The sequence below is a fragment of the Tritonibacter sp. AK171 genome, assembly GCF_030127025.1.
In the GTDB taxonomy this organism is placed as follows: Bacteria; Pseudomonadota; Alphaproteobacteria; order Rhodobacterales; family Rhodobacteraceae; genus Epibacterium; species Epibacterium mobile.
In genome coordinates, this window is the sequence record NZ_CP126134.1 from 2179037 (window position 1) to 2205490 (window position 26454).

The following is a 26454-nucleotide window of genomic DNA, read 5'->3' on the forward strand; positions in this document are numbered from 1 at the left end:
AGGATCCAACTCATGAGCACCATTACCGTTCTCTCCGGCATCGGAGACAAGGGCCCTGCCGCCTTGCGCCTCGATACCGGGCGTCACCGCTGGTTGCTGGATTGTGGCTTCGGCCCGGAGGCCAACGCCAATTTCGACCCCAAGTGGCTCGACGGGGTCGATGCGGTCTTTGTGACCCACGACCATATCGACCACATCGGCGGTGCGGCTTACGCAGTCGAGGCGGGCCTGCCGATCTACGCCACACGCCGCACATCACAGGCCCTGCCCCCCTCCGCACTGGTAAGGGAACTGCCAGAACGCGGGGAAACCCTGATCGACGGCATCCGCCTGACCACTGGCCGCAACGGCCACGCGCTTGGCGGCGTCTGGTTCCACTTTGACCTTGGGGAGGGCCTGTTCTACTCCGGCGATTGGTCGGAAGAAAGCGATTGGTTCGCTTTTGACGCACCGCCGCAAGCTGCCACCGCCATCATCGACTGCTCATATCATCTCAGCGACGTGCCGCAGTCCCGCCGTCTCGAGGATCTTGATGCGCTGATCGACGCTCTGCCCGGTCAGATCTTATTCCCTGTGCCTCCCTCGGGCCGCGCGGGTGAGCTTGCTCTGCACCTCATGCGCCGCTTTGGACCCACAGCTGTTCTGCTTGACCCGGAATGTTGCCACACCCTACGCGCCGCATTGACCTCGGGCGGTGTTGCGCCCAGCGCAGATGAAATCGCGCCGCTGCTGGACCGAGGCCCTCTGGATGAAGCGCGTTTTCTGATATGTGATACCCCCAACGCAGATGGCGGAGCCGCCTGGGCATATGTCCGTGCCTGGCGTGAGAGCGGTCGCTTGGGACGTGATGCACATGTGATTTTCACAGGCCATATGACGGCTCACGCACGCGGAATTGAGGCCGTTGAAGGCGGATACTTCCGCCGCTGGAATGTCCACCCCCCCCTTTCAGATCAAATCGCTATGGTACACCGCCTTGGTGCAAAGCGATTTGCACCTGCATTCTGCACGATGCCAGAGGACTATTTGGTGGAAGCAGGGTTTGGTGCACAGGTTTTTATGCATGACACGTTGGACCTATAATGAAGAACCTCCCGCCCCTGCCCCCGCGCAGCCTATGTTTAATTAGACATGGTGAAACCACCGCCAACCGTGACGCCATCATCGCAGGGCGGCTCAACGTCGCGCTGACAGAACAGGGGCGCAACCAAGCGCGCGCGTTAGCTCAGATCCATTGGCCAGAGCCTATCATGGTTTTTTGCAGCCCAATGGAGCGCGCGTGCGAAACAGCGCATCTTGGTTTCCCAATTTCAAAGCCTACGGTCATTTCCGGTCTGCATGAACGGGATTGGGGCATATTCGAAGGCCAGCAGCTTTCCGAGCTTCCACCACGGGATCGCACCCCCGAGGACGGAGAAGGCTGGCGAGACATGGTGCTACGCGTCCATGCCGCAATCACCGAAGTTTGCTCAATCGCCGTCGACAGTCTTCCAGTGCTCGTCTGCCACTCGGGCGTCATACGCGCAACGCGTTTGCTCGCAAAACAAGAGGGTGTGGGGATACGGCCCGGCAATGCACGGCCAATCCTGTTCGACTATCGCGACGGAGACCACGCAGAAACACCCCTTGATTAAATTCCCCCAAGGTGTTCGCTCTACGTGCTCGGAGTCCCGGCACCTGTCTCTAAGGCTATTTAGATCAATTTGAGAGATATTTTGTTAATTTTTCTCTTCTAGCATCCAAACGGACCCAATCATGGATGCCATCGAAAAGGTATTCCATACCAACCGACGTTCAGCCTTCCCCCAAAGGAACGGCGGAGGAAACCGTGCTAGATTCGACCCTATCAGACAAATCAAGCTGCCTGATTTTTATGCCCGCGCGAAACTGTGAATTGTTCGCGGCAGAAGCCATCAGGAGTGTGTCACGCCAGACTATGGATGATGTCTTCATTCTCTACGTCGACGACGCATCGGAAGACCAAACAGGCGATATTGCGCAACATTACCTGAAAGAGCTCTTTCCAGGTCGGCATGCGTATATCCGCAATGAAACGCGCATTGGGAAGTCTCATAACATCTGGAAACACTTGAGACCGCGAGCGAGTGAGGCCGAATTCATCGGGATTTTGGATGCCGACGACCAGCTTGCAGATATGACCATCTTGGACAAACTGGCGCAAAGATACGGTGCCGGCAAAGACGTGGTTTGGACCAATTATTTTATGGATAGCGGGCATCGCGGCATGAATGCGGCGCTGGATCCGGAGCTCTCTCCGCGCAAGCAGAGATGGAGCACCAGCCATTTTTTCAGTTTCCGCGCCGCTTTGCTGAAAAACATTCCCGAAAGCTACTATAAAGATCAGGAAGGAAATTGGTTTCAGGGCGCATGCGATGTGGCCTTGGCGCTTCCTATTCTGGATCAGACGCGCAACTACGAATTCATCCCCACACCGGCCTATCGGTATACGTCCAGCAATCACCTGTCGTTGCACAACAGCACCCCAAAGGTGAATGCGATCACGTCAAAGATCCAGCTGCAAAACTCAAACCAAGTTTTTGCAAAACCGCCCCTTCCCCTTTTCACCAATGCCAAGGTTGAGGAATCCGTTTCCATGCACCAGCCAGACACCACAGCCACGCATTCTGCCGCCCCGCTCTCAACCGACATCTGGAGCGAGAAAGCAGCGCAACTGCTAATCGCGCGCCATCCCACGCTACTGAACGCGCAAGCAATCTGTGGTGCAGATCATCTCTCTGCCCTGCAACTTTGGTCCATCAGCGAGTTGTTGCAATCAGCCAGTGGCGAATGCCTTTTTATCGGCGCCCCGGATACTGCGCTGATTTTGACCGCACTCGCGAAAGACACGCCAGAGATCCACCTGACCTGCCTCGTCGAAGAGAAAGAGGACGCGCCGCATTTGCGGGCACGCCTTGCATTGTTGGGGCTGGCAGAGCAAACCAAGGTGATCTCAGGCCCTCATGCCAAGGTAGAAATGAACCAGCAGAGCTGTTCTTTCCCTGCATGTACCGAACTGGAGGGGCTTTCACCGCTTTCCTTGATCTTCGTCGATGGACGCGCTTCCGAGAATGAGGAAACTTATACAGCGATTGCGCTTCCCGCGGTCTCTGAGCACATCGCAGAGCGATCCTTCCACTTCTGTGCGCTGACGGGTGAAGTTTCCACAGCACAAAAGATTGCGACCACCTTGGGGCAACTCACGGTTGGTCTGGAATTTTGCACCGGCGCGCTCGGCGGGACGGGTCTTGTGTGTTTTCCTGCAAATCAGGAGTAACGACCAATGGGCCTTATGACCTCTTCGCAAGCAATATCAAAACATGCCAAAGGCGGCCGCGTGAATACCGCCGCCACTAAGTCGATAAAGCGCTTCACCGCATTTAATGTGGATATTGCGCTGAGCCTGCCCACGACAACCGATCATATCCAACGCACCATTCGCGAGAACGGCGTATTTTATGAGCAGCAAATGCTCGCAGCGCTGTCCGCACTTTTGCCCGAGTCCCCCTGCATCGTGGATGTGGGGGCCGGGATTGGCAACTACAGCCTGTTTTTCTCTCTTATCACAGACGCGCGCACCATCTGTTTTGAAGCAGACCCGCAGGTCTTCTGCACACTCGAGCAAAACATCGCGCTGAATGACATGGCAACCCAAGTCGAACCGCACGAGATCTCACTGGGCGCGGAACCTGCGTCGGGCACTGGCGAACATGGTGCAACCCTTGATACATGTCTGTCTGATCAACATGTCGATTTGATCCGCCTCGCCCCAAGCGGAACAGAAGCGGACGTATTGCGTGGTGCCACCGCCGTTCTGGAACGCAGCCATCCAATGGTTGCTGTAGAGCCCGCATCACTTGATGCGCTTGCCGAGATTGAGGCACTGCTGCGTCCTTTTGGGTATCGCAAAACCCGAAGATATGGCGACGCACCTGTTTTCCTGTTTGAAAAAGGGTTGAAAGCAAGTGCGGATCAAGGTTCGTACACTCAGCAAATTTTAGAGAGCGTCAAAGGCAACCTCCCGCAAACCACCGGAATTTATGCAGGTCTTTCGACAACGCCGGGGAATGAAGCCGCATTGCGCGCAAGCGTGATGTCTCTTTTGCCGCAGGTGGACGGTTTATTCATCTACCTCGCAGGATATTCCGAGGCACCAAGCTTTCTGAATAAGTTTGACAAAATCAAATATACCATCAGCGAAGAAACCGCGAACTTCAGTGAGATTGGGCGCTTTTGGGGTTTGGGCCAGGTTGAAGATGCGGTCTTTGTCACATGTAGTGACGAGATCATCTACCCCACTGATTTTACCGCGCGCATGGTTGCCGAACTGGCGCAAACCAAAGGCATGGGCATGGTCTGTGTCGAAGGCACACTCTTGGTGCAAGCGACCGGGGATGCCCAGTCGCAGCCCGCCAGCAGCAGCTTTGCATTGGAGCGAGAACTGATCCGCCGCCGACGCGTACACATACCTGCGACAACAGCCTGCGCCTTTCACACCAAAACTGTTCCAGTCTCTCTTACAGAGTGCGATCCGGGCATCCCTGCAGATGCACAGATTGCCACCTACGCGGAGACGCATAATATCTCACGCTATGTGATCCCCAGACCAGCGGCGTGGTTGCAAACCCTCAAGACCGAGCGCAGGACTGCGGGCAAAACTGACAAAGGAGCCCTGAGGACTATCCCACCGCTCTCTCTTGCATCCTCTGAGGATCGCGTGCCTATCATCGTGCTGTCTCTTGAAAAAGACGACAACATCATCTCGGCACTGAGCGCTTTGAAACCTAAGGTCAGGGACTTGGCCCTGTGCATTGTCTGTGATGCTGCTACGGACCGCCTGAAGACGCTTGTCTCTCAGCATCAGTGCAAATGGGAAATCCACCTATTGGAACGAAAATCTCCGCTCTCAGATTTTTATCAAAAGCTCTTGGAAGAGAATGCCGAGCGGACCACCTATCTGGAGGTTCGAGGCCGTGGGTTGGAACCGCTCACTCTTGACGATGGCCCAAGGGAGTGGATCGACGCGACGTTCTCAAAGAGTGAGCACTCATAAATCCATCGCGCCTTAGCATGGCACCAACTGACAAATAGGAAGCAGGTGCAGCACAGTGCCTGCTATTCCTGACCTGGAACCTCACCCGTATCTTCCGGCGATGCTTCGGAAACCGGGTTGAGGCGCACATAGGCAAGGGCCGCGCTGGCTTCGAGGTTTTTACTGCGGATTTCATCGAGAACCTCTGGCAAGACGCGCGCACTCGAACTGCCGTCTCGCAACAAGGCCGCACGGGTAAGAGGCGTGCTGCTGGACACCGCAAGGACCAACTGCGGTGCAGCCTCGGCTCCCTGCGCCAATGTCAGCCCAAAGTCCAGCGTATAGCTCCCAGATCCGGTACTGCTGAGACGCTGTGTCAGATTGTAGAGATTTCCATTGGGACCAACGAGTGCCACCCAAACAGGCCGCCCCACCTGACTGTTTATCCGCGCCTGCAAAGCCGCGCCGCTTTCAACCTCGTCGGCCGAGAGTGACAGGCCAATCGGGTGCGGCCAACGCCCTTGCAACCTGCGCACAAAGTCCAACGCACTGCATTGCTCAGAATTGACCTCGCGAGGCAACACCGATGGCCGTGCGCCAAACCGTTCTTCATAGGCCGCAGGTAATCCTTCAAAACCGCCATCGGTGGTCGAATATGTTTCTATCCGACCCGCATTCTGACCTGTAGACAGCCGTGTGCTGAAACTACATGCGCCGGTGTCGAGTAATGCCAAGAACCCCTCTCTGGTATCACCCGCAACCGAAGGGAGGTCACCATTGGAGGCAGCCGATGTGTTCTCCTCCTGCGCCGCAGTTTGTTGCTCTGCACCTGCATTGAGTGCCCCGGATTGCCACGCGTACCAGCCGCCACCGGCAGCCACCACACAAAGCAACCCCGCCCACAACACCCCATTTCGGCGTTTGGGTGGCTCCTCCTGAAATGGGTTCGGGGCAGTGGTCTGCGCCGTAGGGTAAGCAGAGACATGTGATGTATGGGCAGGTGTTGGCACCTGTAGCCCGGTCATAGTCCCTTGCGGTGGCAGCGACAAATGTGACGCCGTTATTGCGCCAGCCTGTCCGATATTGTGCGGAGTGAAACCATCTTGAAAATAATGCGCAGGAATTGCTGAGGGGTTTTCCAGATAGTTCAGCACATCGCGCATGGTGGCGGGGCGATGCGTGGGGTCTGGCTCCAGCATATGAGACAAAAGCGGGCGAAACTGTGCCGGAACATCACTGAGATCAGGGATCTTGCGGCGTGCTTCGACGGCCTCAACGATGGAGCTGCCCATATCCAGCGGCTTGCCCCGCAACGCAGCCGCAGCAAGCAGACCCAATCCGTAGACATCCACCGCCGCCCCCATCTGTCCCCCGAAGTGGCCCAGCTGTTCCGGCGCGACATATTTGAATTTTCCGGCAAATTGCCCGGCGATGGTCCCTTCCGAGAGGGTTTGCGCCTTGGCGATGCCAAAATCGATCAGGCGCGCCTCGCTAATGATACCGCTGGCGAGCATAACGTTGTCGGGAGAAAGATCTCGGTGCACCACCCCCTTGGCATGCGCCTTGGCAAGCCCGTTGGCGATACGCTCAATCAGCGTCTGCCCTGCCGCAGCAGGTAACGCACCGTATTGGCGTATGTGATCGGACAGCGGAATGCCGTCGATGAACTCCATCACCAGAAAATAGCGGTCCAGATCACGATCATGAACATAGTTGTAATAGCGCACGATCGCATCGTCGTGCAGCAAACGCAGGGTACGCGCCTCGCGGCGAAACATCTCGCTCGCTTGTGCATCCCGGATCAGATCCGGACGGATCGCCTTGATCGCCACGGGGTCTTCGGTCCCGACCTCGACGCCGCGATAGACCTCCCCCATGCCGCCACTCTTGAGCGCCGCTTGGATTCGGTAGTTATTGTTGATGACCGTCCCCGGAGCCAGGGTGATCTGTGCCGGATCTTTGATCTCAGTTGACGTCGGCGCGGGGACCGGTTGCAACTCGGTTGCCTCACTCCCCTCTGGGACAGCTGATGGCGAGGGCATCGGTGCCGGAGGCGATGAAGGATCAGCAGGCGCTACCTCGATAGACGGATCCGCAGCGATCAGGCGCGTTCGCTCGTCATCCTCGTCGTGGACCTCAGGCGCGAGGTCGTCTTCGGGCTTATCTGCATCACTCATGCGAGGTCATCCAGGACATCTTCATCCAACGCATCGACCTCACCAATTGGGGCCTGAGTACAGCGGAGTGCAACCACGGTGACATTGTCCTTCGCACCTCTTGCGAGCGTTTCGCGGATCAATTCATCACAGGCCTGTTGCGGCGGCAGAGCGGCAAGACACTGTGCAATCTCGTGGTCTTTCATATGTTCTGTCAGGCCGTCTGAGCATAACAGCAACACATCTCCCGATTGCAGCTGCCCCTGAATCTGGTCGCATTTCACAGTGTCATCGACCCCTACAGCGCGGGTGATCACATTCTTGCGCGGCCAGTTTTCGGCCTCTGTTTCCGAGATGGTTCCCGCCGCCAGCAATGCGTTGACTTCGGTGTGATCGCGCGTTTGCTGCACCAATTGCCCCGCGCGATGCAAATACACGCGACTGTCGCCCGCCCAGATACACGAAAACGCCGGTCCATGCGCCAGCACGATCACAACAGTTGCGCCAATGGTGCTGCCACCAAGCTCCGCACTGCGCGTCCGGATCACATCATTGGCCCGATGCAGCCGCTCCATTGTCCGCGCGACCAGATCTTCTGGTGAGACAGCGCAGCCTACCGTGTCGAGATATCGCACGATGGTCTGGCTTGCAAAATCACCGGCAGCGTGACCGCCCATGCCATCCGCGACGACCCACAAGCCAAGGTCAGGACGGGCGAGCAGTGAATCTTCGTTGATCTCGCGGCGACACCCAACATCCGTTGCAAGGCCTGTCTCGAACCCGAACTGCAGCGCATTTGTCATCACTCGGCCCCTTCGCGCGCAAGAGGTGCTCCGGCCAATAGCCAATGCAATGCCGCAGCAGATGGAAGACCGGCACAGCCAAGCCAGACTGCGGCCTTTGTTTCCGTCGCAGGCGACCACCAGTAACTGCGGTTGAGCAATGCGCGTTCTGCATCCGCCTCGCCCGCAGCGTCTAACAGCGCCGCCAGATCACCATTGGGTTGATGCGCCCAAAGAGTGTCTCCGGTGCGGGCGGTTTCCTCATCCTCCTCAGGGAGTTGCAATTGCAACCCATCCAGCAAGGCAGACCCACCCTGCCCCGGCTGCATCGCCGAGAAATGCGCCGAAAGCGCCTCATAAGCAGACTGGTCGCCATCCTTGATCGGGGCTGCGACCGCCGCGCCCTGAGCGATCAAAATCAACGGGTAGCGTCGCCCGGCCCGATCCTGAGAGCACCGCATCACCCCCATCAAACTGCGCCCAAGCACCGCGCGCCCGATCCAGAACCTCAGATCCTGCGCCTGTTGCCAGAACGCGGGCCACGCCTGCCCTTGCTGGTCGCGGATCTCTGCCAGAGCCTGTTCTAACCACGTCTCCAAATGCTCAATGACAGATGTCTCGACATTGGCGCGCAGGAAGTCCCCATAGCCCGGGTGTTTTCCCAATAGTCCAATTTGGGCTGTCATAGGCGTTACTCCAGCGAAATCGGGCAGGAAAAATTCGTCAGTTCCGGCATCAGGAAGGGCACCGTGGTACTGTCAAACTCAATCCGGTAGTTGATCGAACGCCCGCCGATTTCGTGACGCACGTCCACAACATTGCCCGTCACCTTGGCGCGCCCACGGCGCAGGAAGTTCACAATGTCCCAACGCCCATCCGCAAAACTAAGGGTGGAATCGCGATTGCGTTTTTCAGGGAACAGCTGGGCCGAGACACCAGAGGATTGCCCCGGCCAAGAGAGCGCGGCCGGGCTGCTGCCGGGCTGGGTACGCACAGAGGCACCGTTCACGGACAACACGGCAAGCTCGACCGAAGGCGATGAATCCGTATGGATCACAGACATCCCCACTTCGGGTTCCGGCGCCCCCGTGGCAAAGAAAGCCAGTTGGATCGCCTGCGCATTGTCAAATTGGCGCAAGGTCTGCGGGGACAGTCGTTGCCCAATGGCGCTACCGGGTGCGGGACGCAAGCCATCCGGCGTGCGGATCACATGTGGCTGCAGATAGGAGCTGTAATAGCGATCCATGCGCCCACCGGGACCGAAGAACTGGCCGAACACCGCAGGCGACACATGCCGGCCGCCCCCGAACGGGAACAGCGGAGCGATGAAATCACGGCAGAACTGGCTAACATCATCGTTGAGCGCCCGGTTGAGCTGCGCCATCGATGCATCCTGCGCCTCAGAACGGAACTCCGTTTCGGCCTCATTGAGCAGACGAGCCAATGGTGCGGGCAAGGCGGTGTTGTTCATGGTGAGCGCAAGAAGCGTCTCGTTCAACATCACCTCATCTGCGGGCGTCGGCGCGACCGCCGCCTGACGGCGATTTTCACGCAGATCCCCCAGTGACGCGAGGACGATATCGATGGGACGCTGCCCCGGTTCACCTTTAAGCAGGCTATGCCATTGGGCAAAATCGTTAGAAATCCGCTCTACTTGACGGCGTTGCAAATCCTCAGCGCCCGCCTGACCAGCGGCCCCGGCCTGCGCCTGCACCTTGCTGCTGTTGCGGAAGCTGTCCATTGCGACCCGCTGGAACACGCCGGACTGGCTATAGATCCGGCTAAAGACCGCATCCCCCATGCTGGCGCTCAGATCGCCGCCAGAGGCAGCAACCGCAGCTGGATCAAGGTTGTCGAGTTGCTCATAGAGGCGCACCAGACGGGTTTCGCTCTCGATCGCCTGCACGAGGTTGAGGAGCGGTGACCCCACTGGCGAAGACGCCGCGGCAAGGGCCGCATATTGCGGTGCATCTTCGGACATGCTCTTCAGGCCGATCCGCGCCAACATTTCTTTCCATGCTGCCGTGAATTCCAGCCGGTACATCCGGTGCAGCTCACCCTCAAGACCCGCAAGCTGGGTGTCATAGCCGACCCGCGTTGCAGCCTCGCCCAACACCCACTGATCTTCGCGCAAGCGGCTGCGCGCAGAGGTCAACTCTTCCAGGAAATAGCCCCAATACCCCTCAAAGGTATAAAGCGCAGGCACCCCAACCATATTCAGCGGCGCGCCATCGGTGGTGTCCAGAACCTGTTGCACATTTCCTTGCAGGCGCTCCACCAAGTTGAAGTCGGCGATACCGGAGGTCGCCACGCGTTCCTTGATCGAGGCATAAGCCTGGTCGGCAAGCGGCAAATTCACGATAGATTCTCGGGCTTTACGCAGGATTTCCGGGTCAATCCCAATTTCGGGCCTGCGATCCCCATCCAGCGCCAACATAGCGGTAAGGTGCGCCTTCAACTGCTCGCGCTCATCATACTGCCCGGTGGAATTGAACTGCGCGCGCCACAGCGTTTCAAAGTAGTTCACCACAGCCGCATCATTGGCTTCTGCGTCGCCCTGCCCTTCACCGCCAAGCAGCAAATAAACCTTGAGCGCACGGTAGACTTCCGCCGTTTCCTCATCCGCGATGAGCTGCGGAATAGCGTTTTCCATGTGTAGGATCAGGCGCGGGCGCAACATACGCTCCAGCCCGTCAGAGTATGCCCGCTCTGTCGCACCAGACAATTCCTGATACCGCGAAAGTCCCATTCCTTCCCAGAAACTGGGCGCGCGCGTGTCTCCGTAACCGGTGGTCATATCTCGCAAATCCTGCAGATATGGCATCACCACAGAGGGATCACTGTCATCGATCACTGAACGGGACAGCTCGTTGCGAGCCGCATCAAAGAACGCCACCGCATCCTTTTCCGCACTACGGGTCAGGGTCGCGTTTTGCCAGTAGCTATAGCCGAAAGCCCCGACGGTGCCGAGCGTGGCAAGCACAATGGAGATCAACGCAGCACTGCGCAAAACAGCGGTGCGACGCATCGCGATGCGATCATATCCCACCCAATCACGTTCCTCAAAAATCACCTTTTTGATGAGGTCATGCAGGAAATAGGATTTGCCCTTACCCGACATAAAGGCGGGCTGGAACATGTCGCTGCTGTCACTGTTGCGGGACATTTCGCCCAGCACCTGATCGACGGGCGTGCCCTCTTGTGTGCCAGAGGTGAAATAGAACCCGCGCAGGATGGCATTGGTCTTGTAGCGGGTTGGTTCGAACACCACCCGCAGGAATTCGCAGATATTGTCGCGCAGCATGCCCATCTGACCGGGCAGGCCAAAGATCGCGATACGGCTGGCACCGTCCGGCTCTTCATTCATGCGGTCGATGACCTCATCAGAGAGACGGCTCAGGAGCAGATCGAATTCCGTGCCCGCTTGTTTGTAGGTATCAAGCTGGCGGTCCTTGGTCTGAAAGGTCACACCCCAAGCTGCTTTGCGTCTGCTCAGGCTGAAACTGGAGAAATACTCGCGGAAACCTGCAACCAGATCCGCTTTGGTGAACAGCACATAGACCGGGAAGTCGATGCGCAGCACCTCGTGGATTTCCGCCAGACGCGCCCGCACCGTTGCCGCATGCGCCGCGATTGTCTCGCTGGAGCCCGACATCATGTCTTCGATTGAAAACGCAAGGATCACGCCATTGACCGGCTGATCCGGGCGGCCCTTTTTCAACAAACCAAGGAACGCATCCCAGCTGGCCTTGTCCGCTGCGGCGTCACTGTCGTGCATCGTATAGCGACCGGCGGTATCAATCAGCACCGCATCTTCGGCAAACCAGAAATCGCAATTGCGCGTCCCGCCAAAACCCTGCGCCTTGTCCGGGAGTGCCTCTTGGCCGGGAAACTCGATCCCGGCATTGGTCAGCGCCGTGGTTTTCCCGGCTGCCGGAGGACCGATGATCACATACCATGGCAGATCGTAGAGATAGTTCTTACCGCCCGCTTTTTTCAGCTTTGCCATCGCCTCTTGCATACGTTCCGTCAGGACGGAGGCATCCCCCACGGGTTCGTGCAACAAGCTGTCTTCGAGTTCCTGCGCGCGGCGGCGACGGCGGCGCCAGCGGATGCCATAAACCAGCGCAAGAATCGCAAGGAAGATGCCAATAACCATGGCGCGGAACCAGATCGATGCGGTCAGCGCAAAGCCCGTCATCGGAAAGCCAAACCAGATCGCGGCGATCAATGCCAGCACGCCAAGGATGGCAAATGCCACCCGCGCCCAAGGCTTTTTCATCCAGCGAAACATCTGGCTAAAGAGGTTAAAGAACCAGCGCATATCAGTTCTCTCTCGGGATCAGAATTTCGACGCGCCGATTGCGGGCGCGGCCTTCACGGGTGCCATTGTCTGCGATCGGATCAACCGGGCCTTTGCCCTCGACCGTAATGCGATCAGGGGTCTCAAGCTGCGCCGCCAAAAGGTCAGCAACGGTCTGTGCGCGCGCCTTTGAAAGCTGCTCGTTTGATTTGAACCGCCCTCGACCAGACATCGGCACACTGTCGGTGTGACCCACGACACGGATCGGCCCTTGCTCTGCATTGAGCGCCTTGGCAGCCGATGCGATCAAAGAGTCGATATCGCTGGTCAGATCTTCGGAGCCCGAGCGGAACCGCAGCGCCTCGCTCACCCGGATCAGCACCCAATCGTTGGTCCGATCAAGTTCAATCTGACCGGTTTCCAGCTCACTCTCCAGCGCTGTGGACAGACGTTCCATCTGCGTGCTCGGTGGTGCTTCATAGGGGCGCACAACGGGTTGCGTGCGTTCGATTGCAATACTTGGCTGACCACGGTGCAGCGCCAGGATGCCGTCCCGTACCTCAGCACTTTGTTGGGTCAGCACGGTCGACAGCGTTGCAAAAAGCCCGGTCACCACCACCGCCGACAGGCTCAACGCGATCCAAAGCGGCAGTTTCCCTTGATTGCGACGCCCGCCCATGGGAACCGCGCTCCAACGCGGCGAAATATCATCATCGGGACGAGGCTGCACACGGCGCAGGGTTTCGTAAATTGCGTTACGAATGCGGGCGCTTTCCACCGCGCCGTTGGGCATCGCTCTGTATTGTCCCTCAAACCCAAGCGACAGACAGGTGAGCATCAGTTCCAACAGATGGAACCGTTGGCCGGGCGCGCGCATGGCCTCATCCATTTTCTGGAAGAACCCCACGCCAGACGAGCGATCACCGAAGAACCGCGCCGCCATCGAGTATTCCTGCCACATGCCGCGATTGGCACCGGGCAGGTTCTGCACGATGTCATCTGCGGTTGCCGACAGCGCATATTTCGCATCAAGCACATCCTGCGACGGCAGCCCCTCGGCCTGTGCACGGCGTTCAAACCCGTCGATCTCGCGGGTGACGTGGTCAATCAGTGGGCCCGCCTGCATTTCGACCAATCCGGTCCGCAAACGTCCCAGCAACACCAAGAGATCCGCAGATGCCGCGATCAGGGGGTTAGACGACTTGCCGGCACCGCTACCCTTGGCGTTCAACGCATCGGCAAGTGAGATCCGAGGCTGTTGTTGGGCGTGCTGGTGCTGCGGTGCTTGTCCGATTTCGGGGAAAATCCCGTTCCCGGCTGCTGCCTGCCCGGTGCCCGGCGTGTAATAGGGCTGCTGTGGTGCCGGGCGCGGCGGTTGCGCCGCAGGCATTGGCGCAGGCTGGGGTTGCGGCGCAAGCGGCCCACGATGCCACGTGTCATCCGGTGACGGAGGGGCATAGCCCCCGCCCGGCGCTGGCGGAGGTTTGGGTTGCCCGAATACGGTTTTTTCCGGCGCAGATCGCGGCGGAGACACAGGTGAGATCGGCTGACCAAATACCGTCTTGTCGTCGTCGTCCGACATTACGCCCCCTCTGGCACTGCCCAGCATTCCAGTTTCATATCAGGCCAATTGCCCGCAAAATGCATGCCGATGGCCGGTGCGGTGGAGAACTCGCGCCACAGATCTGAGGATTTATCCAACAGGAAGTAGACACTGGTCGACACCACACGGATCTGACGCGGTGGGTTGGGCAGATGCACCAATCCAATCCCCGGCAAGTTGTTGCTGACGATCTGTTTCATCGCCGTCGATGGTCCCACCTTGCACAAGCGCGGGAATTCCTGCTGTACCTGTGTCAGCGGCAGCCCGGACGAGACCTCAATCACAAATGTAGCCTTGGCAAACAGGCTGCGGTCGTTGACCAGCGCCGCATAAGAATTCGCACGCACCTCGTTGAGCGGCAGGCGCACCGCCCGACCCACGTCACGGGCCAGCAATTGCTGGATATCCTGCACAAGCGCAGTGAAGCCGCTGCGGCTGGCCTGATGGTCGTAGCGCGCATAATCCGGTGCCTTGCGCGCCCCATGATCAAAGGTCGAAAGCTCGCCAGCCAGTGCCAGAAGTTTCTCATAGAGCCGCTCTGGATGCAGATTGGCGAGCCCCTGCATATGCCTCAGCACCGGCAATTCCCGGTTCAACACCATCAGCATCAGGTAGTCCGTCGCCTGCATACCACCGCCAGAGGTCGGATCAGCAGCAAACCGGGCAAGCGTGTCCAGTTTTGCTTCGATCCAGCCAATCACACGGCTGAGATACCCCTCATAGGCCGGATGCACGCGCGTCACCAACCCAACGGGTGGAACGGTATCATCCAGCGTCACGATGCCATCGCGCATCTCGATGATACGGCCAAGGCGGATGTTCTGATATCCGGGGCGCGGCGTTTTGCGCAGCACCAGTTCCAGCCGGGGTTGCGCAATTTCCACCAGATGCTCTGAACGGCTGTTGGAGGCGTTGTTAACCACCGTCTCCGCATCCAAAACGTAGCGTGTTGCCGCATCGGCAGCAGCGGGCGACACATCCTGCCCACTGACGCTTGCATCTGGCAAAGTCAGCCACACGTCCAGCCCCTGCGCTTCATCTTCGGGCACCGATACCGGAACCGGTAACGGCACCGAACCGGGCGCGTCAAAGGCGATCCCATCGGGCATGATCCCGGCCACTGCGCGCAGACCGATCTTTCCCTGCTGCGCCAAATCCCGATCAAACCGTAATTCGCTCACGCCCCAAGGATAGGGCGTGATGGTCGCCGTGCGTTCCCGCAACTGGTGTTCCAGATAGCGGTCTGCTTGCTGTAGATGATGTGGTTGAAGGAAGAGCCCCTCTTTCCACGCGACTTTACTGAAATTCGACATGTGCTGTTCAATCGCTTCTGTTTAACAAGGACCCTAGTCCCGTGCGGAAACGAAACAACCTTTAAGGCCTCCCTCCCTGCGGTCAACACGTCCCAGTGGAATATTCTAGAACTGAATACGGAACTGCGCCGTCAGCCCCCAACTATCAAGCTTGTCACTAAAGCGGCTGTCCAGTCGGACGGACGTGTCCAGCTGACGCCCCGGCATCGCGCTCCCCGGCTGCAAAATTTTGGTGAAGTTCATCCCAAGACTAAGTTCGCCGTACGTGCCCAGATTGCTGCTGGAGCTGCTCAACACATCACCGCTGCGGTCTGTGGTGCCGGACTCATAGAGGTAGAAGTTCGACACCGCAGGCGACCCAAAGTCGTGATAGACCGTGGCCGTGGCAAAGTAGTTGAAGGCCGCCGTTCCGGAGGGTGCGATCTTTGTTTTCGCAAGTGTCAGCCCGGCAAAGCCCACGCGGCTCTCGATATCTTCGATCTCCAGCTCACCATTGGAAAAATAGAGCGTATCTGTCTCAATATTTGCCAAAGAGAAGCCCAGTGTAGGCACCAGACGCAGATCTTTTGCCTCATTCAGAGGGATAGACAGACCCGCAGAGGCCCCGATGGTGACGCCCTTGCTGTCGTAAGATTGATCTTTCACGCCAAAGCTCAGGTCTTCGGCAGTGAGCGTCGCATCGCCGGTCAGCGTCCGCACAGCATCCAAGGCCGCTGCATTCACACTATTGTCGAGATCAAACGCGGTCTTGTCACCCCGGACCTGAACATCGGCAAAGAGCACTCGGCCGCTGTTGGCAAAGCTGCGCGAGGCCGCGATGTAGGCGCTGCCATAGCTTTGCGAGAAGCTGGTCCGGTTGGTGCTGGTCAGCACGTCGGTGTTCACCTGTCCGGTATTTGCGTCAAAGAAATAGACCGGCTGCGTCGTGGTACCGCCGTTATAACCAGCAACACCACCAAAGCTCAGATCCCAACCGTTGAACGCCCCGCCAAAGCAAGAGTAATCCGCACCGATCTGCATCCCGTGATAATTCGCGGTCAGTTCACTGTTGTAAGTCCCAAGCGCCGTTTCTGACGAACCGGATGCTGTCGCGCGACCACCGGTCGCCCGGCTCCATGTGCCAAATCCGCAAGGCTCATCCCCCGGCACCGCAAGCCCTGTTACAAACGGGCTTGTCGGGCGGTTCACAACGCTGCCGATCAACGATTGCGTCAACGCCAGCCCCGTGGCGAGACCGCCAACCGCCGGGTTGGCACCACTTTGCAACTGATAGGCATCAGCGTCAGTATTGTTGACCAACGCAAAGACCGCAGCCCCAGAATTGGGCAGGCCGTTCACGGAATAGCTGTCCAACTGGCCTGAGCCGTAGCTCAGCACGTTCACGGTGCCCAAAAGATCGACCGCATCTGCATCCGTCAAATTGAAGTTGAAGGTCGCGTTACCGGATACCGCACCTGCCACCTGGATTTGGTCGCCGACCAGTTCCTCGCCTTCGAGGGTGATGTCGAGTTCGATCGTCCCATTCAGCACCGCATCGCCAGCGATCACAAACACATCGTCCCCGGCGTCATCACCCAGATCGAGAATTGCGCCCGTTTGATGGGTGAAGTCACCCGCCCCCGTTACACTCCCGTCGGCGATAATCGTCCCGCTGTTGATGACCGCAGAGGTGATGGTCGCCCCGTCACTCAAACCAATCGAAGAGCTGTTGGTCAGGGTCCCCGATGTAAGGGCACCACTGCCAGAGACCCGCAGCACGGCATCCGTTACAAGCATCGTATCAGACCACGCGGGTCCGCTCGCGGAGTTGGTCAGGTTGCCATGTGCAAGCGTATCATTGACGAACATGCTTCCCGCATTCGTCAGCGTCCCGGTCACGGTCGAAGCGCCGTCAACCGTGAGCATGCCAGTATTGCCGAGGGTTCCCGCCACGCTGCCACTCAGATCCACGGTACCCGCGTTTGACAGATTGCCGCCAACAGAGCCGTCCAGATTGACCGAACCGCCAGAGCCGTTTTGCAACGTCCCCCCGACAGAGCCTCCATCTGCGATCTGAACAGTTCCGTCGTTGTTCAGATCCATATCGAGATTGCCGCCTGCGCCGATGCTCAGGTTCGCGAAACCAGTGTTGGCAAAAACCGCATCCCCGGTTGCACCCAAGGTCGCAGAGGTCAGCGTGAAGCTGCCGGAGTTTGTAACTGTGCCCGCACCCGCAAGCGTCGTTGTACCGGAGTTGATCGCAAATGTTCCGCTGCCACCATGGGTGATCGAGGTCACGCTGTCCAAATCACCATTAACCGTGACGCTGGCGCTGTCTTGGGTGGTGATCGCACCACTCACTGTGCCGCTCAGGCTTGCTGTGGCATTGCCCTGATTGGTCAGATCGCCATTGATCGTTCCGGTCGATACCAGCGTGGCACTGTTGGTGACCGCACCACCAAGCGTGCCGGAGTTGTCCAGACTACCTCCGCTCAGCACCGTGGCCCCTGCAATTGTATTGCTGTTGGTGACAGATCCACCGCTGATGATTGCATCACCAGTGACCGATCCCGTGTTGGTGAAGGTACCATCGCTATTGGTCAACGCACCAACCGTGCCCGCGTTGCTGGCAGTGGCTGAATTGTTCAGCGTTGTGACGCTACCATTGGTATCGATCACCAATTGGCCCGTGCCGCTGTTGGTCAGCGCTGCCACGACCCCATCATTCACAGTTGCCGTGTTTGTGTTATTCAACCCCGCAACAGTGCCACCGCCGACGGTCACCGTGCCATCGTTGTCAATCGTGCCACCAACCGTACCATTGGTGTTCAATGTCCCGGCAGCGGCAACGTCGACATTTCCAGTCAGTGTGCCGCTATTCTCAACGGTACCGCCACTGACGGTACTTACCCCCGTCACGGTTCCGGTGTTGGTGAGTGTCCCATCGGTATTGGTGAGCGTCCCGATTTCGCCCGCATTGCTCGCAGTACCAGCGTTCGCCAATACTGTGACTTCGCCATCGGCCTCAATTGTCAGCTGACCAGAACCGCCATTGTCAAGATCCGCGACCACACCATCACTTATTGTCGCGGTACCGCTATTGTCGAAGTCAGAAACGCTGCCCCCCGTGACAGTCGCGGTGCCACTGTTGTCCAGCCCAGCCACCGTCCCGCTGGTTACAGTGGTCACGCCGCTGTTGGACACTGTTCCATTGATGGTGCCACTGGTCGACAATTCAGCGCCCGCAGCAACGGAGACATTGCCCCCTAGCGTACCGCTGTTCACCAGATCTCCATCGGTGACTGTGCTGGTGCCCGTGACCGTGCCCGTGTTGGTGAAGGTACCATCGCTATTGATCAGCGTACCCACCTCGCCCGCATTGCTCGCCGTTCCCGCATTGGCAAGAACTGTAACCTCACCATCTGCGCCAATCGTGAGCTGCCCTGCCGCGCTGTTATCGAGATCAGCAACCACGCCATCGTTCACCGTCACCGTACCGCTGTTGTCCAGATCGGCAACCGTGCCGCCCTCTACCGTGGTGGTGCCCGCGTTGGAAACGGTCCCTGACATTGTGCCGCTTGTCGTGAGGCTAGCGTCGGCACCCACATCTACGGTGCCCTGCATCACGCCGGTGGCGGCATTGGTAATATTGGTGGTGCCGCTGGTTGTAATCGCCCCACCAATGGTTCCGCTATTGGTCAGCGATGATGTACCGGTAAGACTGACAGTTCCCGTGACCTGACCGCCGACGGAGTTGGCAAGCGTGCCATTCCCGTTCACCCCAACCGACCCAACAGTTCCCGCATTTGTTGCAGAGCCATTGTTGACGGTCATTTCCGTTACGGTGCCACCAGATTGCACGTTAAACGTGCCCGCACCGGCCAGATCATCTACGGTACCGCCAGAAATGGTAATCACGCTGCTGCCGTTACCATTCAAATCGTTGACCGTGCCGCCAGACACATTGACCGTACCGCTATTGCTTGTCAGTACCGCAACGGTACCACCGGACACATTCGCTGTACCCGAGCCAGCTACCGAGGCAACGGTGCCGCCAGTTACGTTTGTGGTACCGGCGTTGATGACATCCCCGACAGTGCCACTTGTGGTGAGCGTGCCGTTGGTCCCAACCGTCACTTCTCCGGTCAGGGTACCGCCGTCGTTGTCCAACGTGCCGCCCGTCACAGAGCTGGTACCGGCAACGTTCCCCGTATTCGTAAATGTTCCACCCGTGTTGGTGAGCGTACCAACCTCGCCCGCATTGCTGGCGGTGCCCGCATTGGTCAGCGTGGTGACCGTGCCGTCTGTGCCAATCGTCAGATCGCCGCTGCCGGAGTTGTCGAGATCCGTAACAACACCGCCACTCACGGTGGCATTGCCCGTGTTATCGAGGTCAGCAACACTTCCACCCGTCACAGTGGTGGTCCCTGCGTTCGTCAGCGTGCCCGTGACAATGCCGCTGGTGGTGAGTTCACCATCCGCTCCGACTGTCACAACCCCCGTCAAAGTGCCGCCATCGTTGTTCAAAGACCCATCCGTCACCGTTGTCGTATCGGCAAAGGTTCCGGAGTTCGTCACCGCACCGCCGGAAATATCAACCGCCCCGGTCAGGGTACCGCCGTCGTTGTTCAGTGCGCCCCCGGAGACGGAGGTGGTGCCGCCGAATACGCCTGTATTGGTGGTCTCGCCGCCCGTCACCTCGACCGCGCCATTCACCTGACCCACGTTCGAGAAGGTGCCTGCGCTCTGGACCCCGTTCTGGATCGTCCCGGTGGCCGTGTTGGTCAGCACAGCATCGGCCTCGTTCACCAGCGCTCCGCCAGAGGTGGAGATCGTCCCTGCGTTGGTGATCTCCCCATGGGCGCCGTTGGTCAAACTCGCGACGCTCAGCGATGAGCCGGTGCCCAGCGTGATCGTTGCGTTCGACCCCGCCGCACCGCTGTTCACCATGGTTGTGCCAGAGCCAGTCACAGTATCACTGTCACCAATCGCAAGCAGGCCGCCAGCCGCATTGGTGAAGGTATCATCTGTGCCATCACCCAGCGTCAGCGTGTCATTACCACCAGCAGTGGTCGAGATCGTGCCGGAGTTCGTCAGACCATCGCCATCATTGTTTGTATCGGCGTTGAGCGTGCCCGAACCGGTGAAGGTAATCGTCCCGGTTGCCTCGTTAGTGATATCGCCCGCATCCTGCACGGTGCCACCGTCACCAACGGTGATAAGACCGCCGTTGTCCAGCGTGTTACCCGTCCCGCTTAGCGTCGCATTGCCGCCCAGCGAAATCGATCCGCCGTCTTCGTTGTCAATCGTCTCAGCTTCAAGCGTGGCACCCGTTCCAACGGTGATGTCACTCTCGTTGGTCAGGGCACCTACGCCCGTAAAGGCAACCCCATCCGCAACCCCGAGAGAACCCCCTTCGACATTCACGTCATTGCCGTTGCCCGCAACGTCCCCCACGATATCCGACTGGGACCCGTCAACCGTGGTCAGATCACCGACGAGATCGGTATCTAGAGTCAACACGCCTTCATTTGTCGTATCACCAATGAGATTCACACCGGTGCCGACAATCGAGGTCTCGCTCAGATAGATCTCATCCGCCGTGATATCCATGCCATGCGTGCCCCCATTCAGGGTGCCCGTATTGGTCAGGCTGTGACCGCCCGTCACATCAAGAGAAATCGAGCTGCTGCCGTTCGCTTCAATGGTGCCGTTATTGACCACATTGCCATTGATCGCTGTGTCGGTCTCAAGAGACAGCGTGGCATTTGCGCCGCTCTCAATGGTGACATCGCCGCCAAAACTGCCGCCGTTGTTTGTGACGGTCCCGTCGGTGATGGTGGTGCTACCGGTAACGGTCCCGGTATTCGTGAATGTTCCACCCGTGTTGGTGAGCGTACCAACCTCGCCCGCATTGCTGGCGGTGCCCGCATTGGTCAGCGTGGTGACCGTGCCGTCTGTGCCAATCGTCAGATCGCCGCTGCCGGAGTTGTCGAGATCCGTAACAACACCGCCACTTACGGTAGCATTGCCCGCGTTCTCCAGATCCGCAACACTTCCATCTGTCACAGTGGTTATGCCGTCGTTTGCGATCGTGCCCTGCACATCACCACTTGTGATGAGCGTGCCGTTGGCCCCAACCGTCACTTCTCCGGTCAGCGTACCGCCGTCGTTGTCCAACGTGCCGCCCGTCACAGAGCTGGTACCGGCAACGTTCCCCGTATTCGTAAATGTTCCACCCGTGTTGGTGAGCGTACCAACCTCACCCGCATTGCTCGCGGTGCCTGCATTGCTCAGCGTGGTGACCGTACCGTCTGTGCCAATCGTCAGATCGCCGCTGCCGGAGTTGTCGAGGTCCGCAACAACACCGCCACTCACGGTGGCATTGCCAGTGTTGTCCAGATCCGCAACACTTCCATCCGTCACAGTGGTGGTCCCGTCGTTCATCAGCGTGCCCGTGACAATGCCGCTGGTGGTGAGTTCACCATCCGCTCCGACTGTCACAGCCCCCGTCAAAGTGCCGCCATCGTTATTCAAAGACCCATCCGTCACCGTGGTCGTATCGGCAAAGGTTCCGGAGTTCGTCACCGCACCGCCGGTAATATCAACCGCCCCGGTCAGGGTGCCGCCGTCGTTGTTCAGCGTGCCGCCGGAGACGGAGGTGGTGCCGCCGAACACACCTGTGTTGGTGGTCGCGCCGCCCGTCACCTCGACCGCGCCATTCACCTGACCCACGTTCGAGAAGGTGCCTGCGCTCTGGACCCCGTTCTGGATCGTCCCGGTGGCCGTGTTGGTCAGCACAGCATCGGCCTCGTTCACCAGCGCTCCGCCAGAGGTGGAGATCGTCCCTGCGTTGGTGATCTCCCCATGGGCGCCGTTGGTCAGACCCGCAACGCTCAGCGAGGAGCCGGTGCCCAGCGTGATCGTCGCGTTCGAACCCGCCACACCGCTGTTCACCATGGTTGTGCCAGTGCCAGTCACAATATCACTGTCACCAATCGCAAACGTACCGCCAGCCGCATTGGTGAAGGTATCATCTGCGCCATCACCCAGCGTCAGCGTGTCATTACCACCAGCAGTGGTCGAGATCGTGCCGGAGTTCGTCAGACCATCGCCATCATTGTTTGTATCGGCGTTGAGCGTGCCCGAACCGGTGAAGGTAATCGTCCCGGTTGCCTCGTTAGTGATATCGCCCGCATCCTGCACGGTGCCACCGTCACCAACGGTGATAAGACCGCCGTTGTCCAGCGTGTTACCCGTCCCGCTTAGCGTCGCATTGCCGCCCAGCGAAATCGATCCGCCGTCTTCGTTGTCAATCGTCTCAGCTTCAAGCGTGGCACCCGTTCCAACGGTGATGTCACTCTCGTTGGTCAGGGCACCTACGCCCGTAAAGGCAACCCCATCCGCAACCCCGAGAGAACCCCCTTCGACATTCACGTCATTGCCGTTGCCCGCAACGTCCCCCACGATATCCGACTGGGACCCGTCAACCGTGGTCAGATCACCGACGAGATCGGTATCTAGAGTCAACACGCCTTCATTTGTCGTATCACCAATGAGATTCACACCGGTGCCGACAATCGAGGTCTCGCTCAGATAGATCTCATCCGCCGTGATATCCATGCCATGCGTGCCCCCATTCAGGGTGCCCGTATTGGTCAGGCTGTGACCGCCCGTCACATCAAGAGAAATCGAGCTGCTGCCGTTCGCTTCAATGGTGCCGTTATTGACCACATTGCCATTGATCGCTGTGTCGGTCTCAAGAGACAGCGTGGCATTTGCGCCGCTCTCAATGGTGACATCGCCGCCAAAACTGCCGCCGTTGTTTGTGACGGTCCCGTCGGTGATGGTGGTGCTACCGGTAACGGTCCCGGTATTCGTGAATGTTCCACCCGTGTTGGTGAGCGTACCAACCTCGCCCGCATTGCTGGCGGTGCCCGCATTGGTCAGCGTGGTGACCGTGCCGTCTGTGCCAATCGTCAGATCGCCGCTGCCGGAGTTGTCGAGATCCGTAACAACACCGCCACTTACGGTAGCATTGCCCGCGTTCTCCAGATCCGCAACACTTCCATCTGTCACAGTGGTTATGCCGTCGTTTGCGATCGTGCCCTGCACATCACCACTTGTGATGAGCGTGCCGTTGGCCCCAACCGTCACTTCTCCGGTCAGCGTACCGCCGTCGTTGTCCAACGTGCCGCCCGTCACAGAGCTGGTACCGGCAACGTTCCCCGTATTCGTAAATGTTCCACCCGTGTTGGTGAGCGTACCAACCTCACCCGCATTGCTCGCGGTGCCTGCATTGCTCAGCGTGGTGACCGTACCGTCTGTGCCAATCGTCAGATCGCCGCTGCCGGAGTTGTCGAGGTCCGCAACAACACCGCCACTCACGGTGGCATTGCCAGTGTTGTCCAGATCCGCAACACTTCCATCCGTCACAGTGGTGGTCCCGTCGTTCATCAGCGTGCCCGTGACAATGCCGCTGGTGGTGAGTTCACCATCCGCTCCGACTGTCACAGCCCCCGTCAAAGTGCCGCCATCGTTATTCAAAGACCCATCCGTCACCGTGGTCGTATCGGCAAAGGTTCCGGAGTTCGTCACCGCACCGCCGGTAATATCAACCGCCCCGGTCAGGGTGCCGCCGTCGTTGTTCAGCGTGCCGCCGGAGACGGAGGTGGTGCCGCCGAACACACCTGTGTTGGTGGTCGCGCCGCCCGTCACCTCGACCGCGCCATTCACCTGACCCACGTTCGAGAAGGTGCCTGCGCTCTGGACCCCGTTCTGGATCGTCCCGGTGGCCGTGTTGGTCAGCACAGCATCGGCCTCGTTCACCAGCGCTCCGCCAGAGGTGGAGATCGTCCCTGCGTTGGTGATCTCCCCATGGGCGCCGTTGGTCAGACCCGCAACGCTCAGCGAGGAGCCGGTGCCCAGCGTGATCGTCGCGTTCGAACCCGCCACACCGCTGTTCACCATGGTTGTGCCAGTGCCAGTCACAATATCACTGTCACCAATCGCAAACGTACCGCCAGCCGCATTGGTGAAGGTATCATCTGCGCCATCACCCAGCGTCAGCGTGTCATTACCACCAGCAGTGGTCGAGATCGTGCCGGAGTTCGTCAGACCATCGCCATCATTGTTTGTATCGGCGTTGAGCGTGCCCGAACCGGTGAAGGTAATCGTCCCGGTTGCCTCGTTAGTGATATCGCCCGCATCCTGCACGGTGCCACCGTCACCAACGGTGATAAGACCGCCGTTGTCCAGCGTGTTACCTGTCCCGCTTAGCGTCGCATTGCCGCCCAGCGAAATCGTTCCGCCGTCTTCATTGTCGATCGTCTCAGCCTCAAGCCTGGCGCCGTCTCCAAGTGAAATCGTCCCGCTGTTCTTCAATTCGCCCGAACCAGCGGTCGTACTCACGGTCACATGTGTGTTTGCCGCTAGATTAACGCCTTTGTCTGCAGCAGCAGAAGCATTGTCCAGTGCGCCAATCGTCGACTGAGTGGCACTATCGAAATCCAGTTTTCCATCGACGCCGACAGTTACTACTGAGGAGGCGATACTCCCCGTCACCGACAGCGTGCCGGACGTCACTTCCGTCGCACCAGTATAGGTGTTCTCGGCCGTCAGCGTGACAGCCGCCTCCTCAGCCTGACCCGTATCATTCACCGTGAGACCACCGGCCCCGGAGATCGCACCATCAACTTCAGACTCTCCCGACGTCAGCGTCAGCGTGCCCGAGGTCACCGCAGTGGTGCCCGCCCCGTTCAAGCGCGAGATCGTCTCCGAACCACCCAGCGTGACCTCACCGGCATTCTCCAGTTCCGTGCCAGAATTCAGCGCGCCGCCATCCGTCGTCAGCGTGCCGTTTTCCTCAACACTCACATCCGTCGATGCCAAGGTTCCAGACCCCGTTACCGACAGATCGCCAGACGTTACATCCGTCGCACCCGTGTAGGTGTTCTCGGCCGTCAGCGTGACAGCCGCATCCTCAGCCTGACCCGTATCATTCACCGTGAGACCACCGGCCCCGGAGATCGCACCATCAACTTCAGACTCTCCCGACGTCAGCGTCAGCGTGCCCGAGGTCACCGCAGTGGTGCCCGCCCCGTTCAAGCGCGAGATCGTCTCCGAACCACCCAGCGTCACAGTACCGGCATTGCCCAATTCCGTGCCAGAATCCAGCGCGCCGCCATCCGTCGTCAGCGTGCCGTTTTCCTCAACACTCACGTCCGTCGATGCCAAGGTTCCAGACCCCGTCACCGACAGCGTGCCGGACGTCACATCCGTCGCACCCGTGTAGGTGTTCTCGGCCTCCATCACGACAGTCCCGCCGCCGCTCACCTCCACCCCAAGCGCGCCGCCTGTTTCCTCAAGCGCCCCGGCAAGCCGCGTCGTGGTGCCTGCTCCGGCATTCACCTCTAAAAGCTGGTCCCCTTCGGCAGTAATTGTCGCCTCGGAGACGAAATCAGCCAACATGGTGAAGACCGCGTTGGCGCGCAGGCGCAGGCTCATATCAGAGGCAAAAGCTGACCCTGTTGCAGTTGCTGCGACGTTTACGGTGGGATCCACTCCATCGAGTACAAGGGTGCCACCCGACAACTGCGTCCCGGTCTGGATGTCGAGCGAGTTGACGGTGAAAGTATCCTGAGTGCTATCCGTATCTGTAAGGCCGACTGCACTATCCGCACCCGGGTCATCAAAGACGACGCCACTGCTGGCGTCATCGGGAACGTCACCTCCGTCCCAGTTCCCGGCATCCCCCCACAAAGCGGTGCCGTCATCATTGGTCCAAGTCTGAGATCCAAGAGGTTGGGCCGTGAGGCCAGCATAAATTGCGGTGGTTCCGAGCAGAAGAATGCGCATTAGAATACCAGACGTTAGAAACTATGCAAAGGCGAGAAGGCGGCTCGCGCCGCACCAATAGCGAGCAAAAAAGCAAGTTAAGGAGATATGTCAATAAAACAACGGTGAAACTTAACCAATTATTTACCCTTGCGACACCATCGCGGGCCGCGCATCAAACCGCAAAAAGACCGTTAGTTCATTGTTATATATTGATATTCATAATCATGACTGACCCCACGTCAGCAACTTATGGTCGCAGACCTCCAAAACCAAGCAACCTAGCAGTGCGCGTGATGCCGGAGCGCCACCAGCTGTCTGCAGATCGGATCTTTTGACAGTAACACAACGTAGAGGAGACCGTCCGCTGTTCTCTCCCCCTTGCGTGTTCGAGTACAAACGATACAAATTGAGCAGCATTCTCAGCCAAGC

General features: G+C 58.8%; 11 protein-coding genes. 4 read left to right on the forward strand and 7 right to left on the reverse strand.

Translation table 11 applies throughout. From position 1 onward, the window contains the following. Positions 1 to 12 precede the first annotated feature (12 nt). From QNI81_RS10285 to QNI81_RS10300, 4 genes are all read left to right on the forward strand, one after another. Complete coding sequence (locus QNI81_RS10285) at positions 13 to 1083, forward strand: MBL fold metallo-hydrolase (RefSeq protein ID WP_283966441.1); 1071 nt, start codon at positions 13 to 15, stop codon at positions 1081 to 1083. Then, positions 1083 to 1634 (forward strand): histidine phosphatase family protein, encoded by a 552-nt coding sequence (locus QNI81_RS10290; RefSeq protein ID WP_283966442.1) that lies wholly within the window; start codon positions 1083 to 1085, stop codon positions 1632 to 1634. The genes QNI81_RS10285 and QNI81_RS10290 overlap by 1 nt, the downstream gene beginning before the upstream one ends. Before the next feature lie 194 nt (positions 1635 to 1828). Beyond that, the gene (locus QNI81_RS10295) at positions 1829 to 3295 is read left to right on the forward strand and encodes a glycosyltransferase family 2 protein (RefSeq protein WP_283966443.1); all 1467 of its coding nucleotides are present in this window, start codon (positions 1829 to 1831) and stop codon (positions 3293 to 3295) included. Between the two features lie 6 nt (positions 3296 to 3301). After that, positions 3302 to 5071 carry a class I SAM-dependent methyltransferase gene (locus QNI81_RS10300; RefSeq protein ID WP_283966444.1) on the forward strand — a complete coding sequence of 590 codons (1770 nt, stop codon included), beginning with the start codon at positions 3302 to 3304 and terminating at the stop codon, positions 5069 to 5071. A 62-nt stretch (positions 5072 to 5133) separates the two neighbouring features. On the opposite strand, the gene QNI81_RS10305 is transcribed toward QNI81_RS10300, so the two are convergent. From QNI81_RS10305 to QNI81_RS10335, 7 genes are all read right to left on the reverse strand, one after another. Beyond that, on the reverse strand, positions 5134 to 7227 hold the full coding sequence (locus tag QNI81_RS10305) for a serine/threonine-protein kinase (RefSeq protein WP_283966445.1): 2094 nt from the start codon (positions 7225 to 7227) through the stop codon (positions 5134 to 5136). Continuing rightward, the gene (locus QNI81_RS10310) at positions 7224 to 8009 is read right to left on the reverse strand and encodes a PP2C family protein-serine/threonine phosphatase (RefSeq protein ID WP_283966446.1); all 786 of its coding nucleotides are present in this window, start codon (positions 8007 to 8009) and stop codon (positions 7224 to 7226) included. The genes QNI81_RS10305 and QNI81_RS10310 overlap by 4 nt, the downstream gene beginning before the upstream one ends. Next, a complete protein-coding gene (tagF, locus tag QNI81_RS10315) occupies positions 8009 to 8674 on the reverse strand; it encodes a type VI secretion system-associated protein TagF (RefSeq protein WP_283966447.1) in 666 nt (221 codons plus the stop codon). Before tagF ends, QNI81_RS10310 begins: the two co-directional genes overlap by 1 nt. Positions 8675 to 8679: 5 nt before the next feature. Further along, entirely contained in the window at positions 8680 to 12312 is a 3633-nt protein-coding gene (tssM, locus tag QNI81_RS10320) for a type VI secretion system membrane subunit TssM (RefSeq protein WP_283966448.1), read from the reverse strand. Position 12313: 1 nt separating this feature from the next. Further along, positions 12314 to 13873 carry a type IVB secretion system protein IcmH/DotU gene (gene icmH / locus QNI81_RS10325; RefSeq protein ID WP_283966449.1) on the reverse strand — a complete coding sequence of 520 codons (1560 nt, stop codon included), beginning with the start codon at positions 13871 to 13873 and terminating at the stop codon, positions 12314 to 12316. Further along, positions 13873 to 15207: a type VI secretion system baseplate subunit TssK gene (gene tssK, locus QNI81_RS10330; RefSeq protein WP_005638310.1), complete on the reverse strand. Its 1335-nt coding sequence runs from the start codon at positions 15205 to 15207 to the stop codon at positions 13873 to 13875. Before tssK ends, icmH begins: the two co-directional genes overlap by 1 nt. A 105-nt stretch (positions 15208 to 15312) precedes the next feature. Beyond that, on the reverse strand, positions 15313 to 26043 hold the full coding sequence (locus tag QNI81_RS10335; RefSeq protein ID WP_283966450.1) for a hypothetical protein: 10731 nt from the start codon (positions 26041 to 26043) through the stop codon (positions 15313 to 15315). Positions 26044 to 26454 lie beyond the last annotated feature (411 nt).

Coding starts and splice junctions, on each gene's coding strand:
- QNI81_RS10285 (WP_283966441.1), top strand. CDS start 13: ATGAGCACCATTACCGTTCTCTCCGGCATCGGAGACAAGGGCCCTGCC.
- QNI81_RS10290 (WP_283966442.1), top strand. CDS start 1,083: ATGAAGAACCTCCCGCCCCTGCCCCCGCGCAGCCTATGTTTAATTAGA.
- QNI81_RS10300 (WP_283966444.1), top strand. CDS start 3,302: ATGGGCCTTATGACCTCTTCGCAAGCAATATCAAAACATGCCAAAGGC.
- QNI81_RS10305 (WP_283966445.1), bottom strand. CDS start 7,227: ATGAGTGATGCAGATAAGCCCGAAGACGACCTCGCGCCTGAGGTCCAC.
- QNI81_RS10310 (WP_283966446.1), bottom strand. CDS start 8,009: ATGACAAATGCGCTGCAGTTCGGGTTCGAGACAGGCCTTGCAACGGAT.
- tagF (WP_283966447.1), bottom strand. CDS start 8,674: ATGACAGCCCAAATTGGACTATTGGGAAAACACCCGGGCTATGGGGAC.
- tssM (WP_283966448.1), bottom strand. CDS start 12,312: ATGCGCTGGTTCTTTAACCTCTTTAGCCAGATGTTTCGCTGGATGAAA.
- icmH (WP_283966449.1), bottom strand. CDS start 13,873: ATGTCGGACGACGACGACAAGACGGTATTTGGTCAGCCGATCTCACCT.
- tssK (WP_005638310.1), bottom strand. CDS start 15,207: ATGTCGAATTTCAGTAAAGTCGCGTGGAAAGAGGGGCTCTTCCTTCAA.
- QNI81_RS10335 (WP_283966450.1), bottom strand. CDS start 26,043: ATGCGCATTCTTCTGCTCGGAACCACCGCAATTTATGCTGGCCTCACG.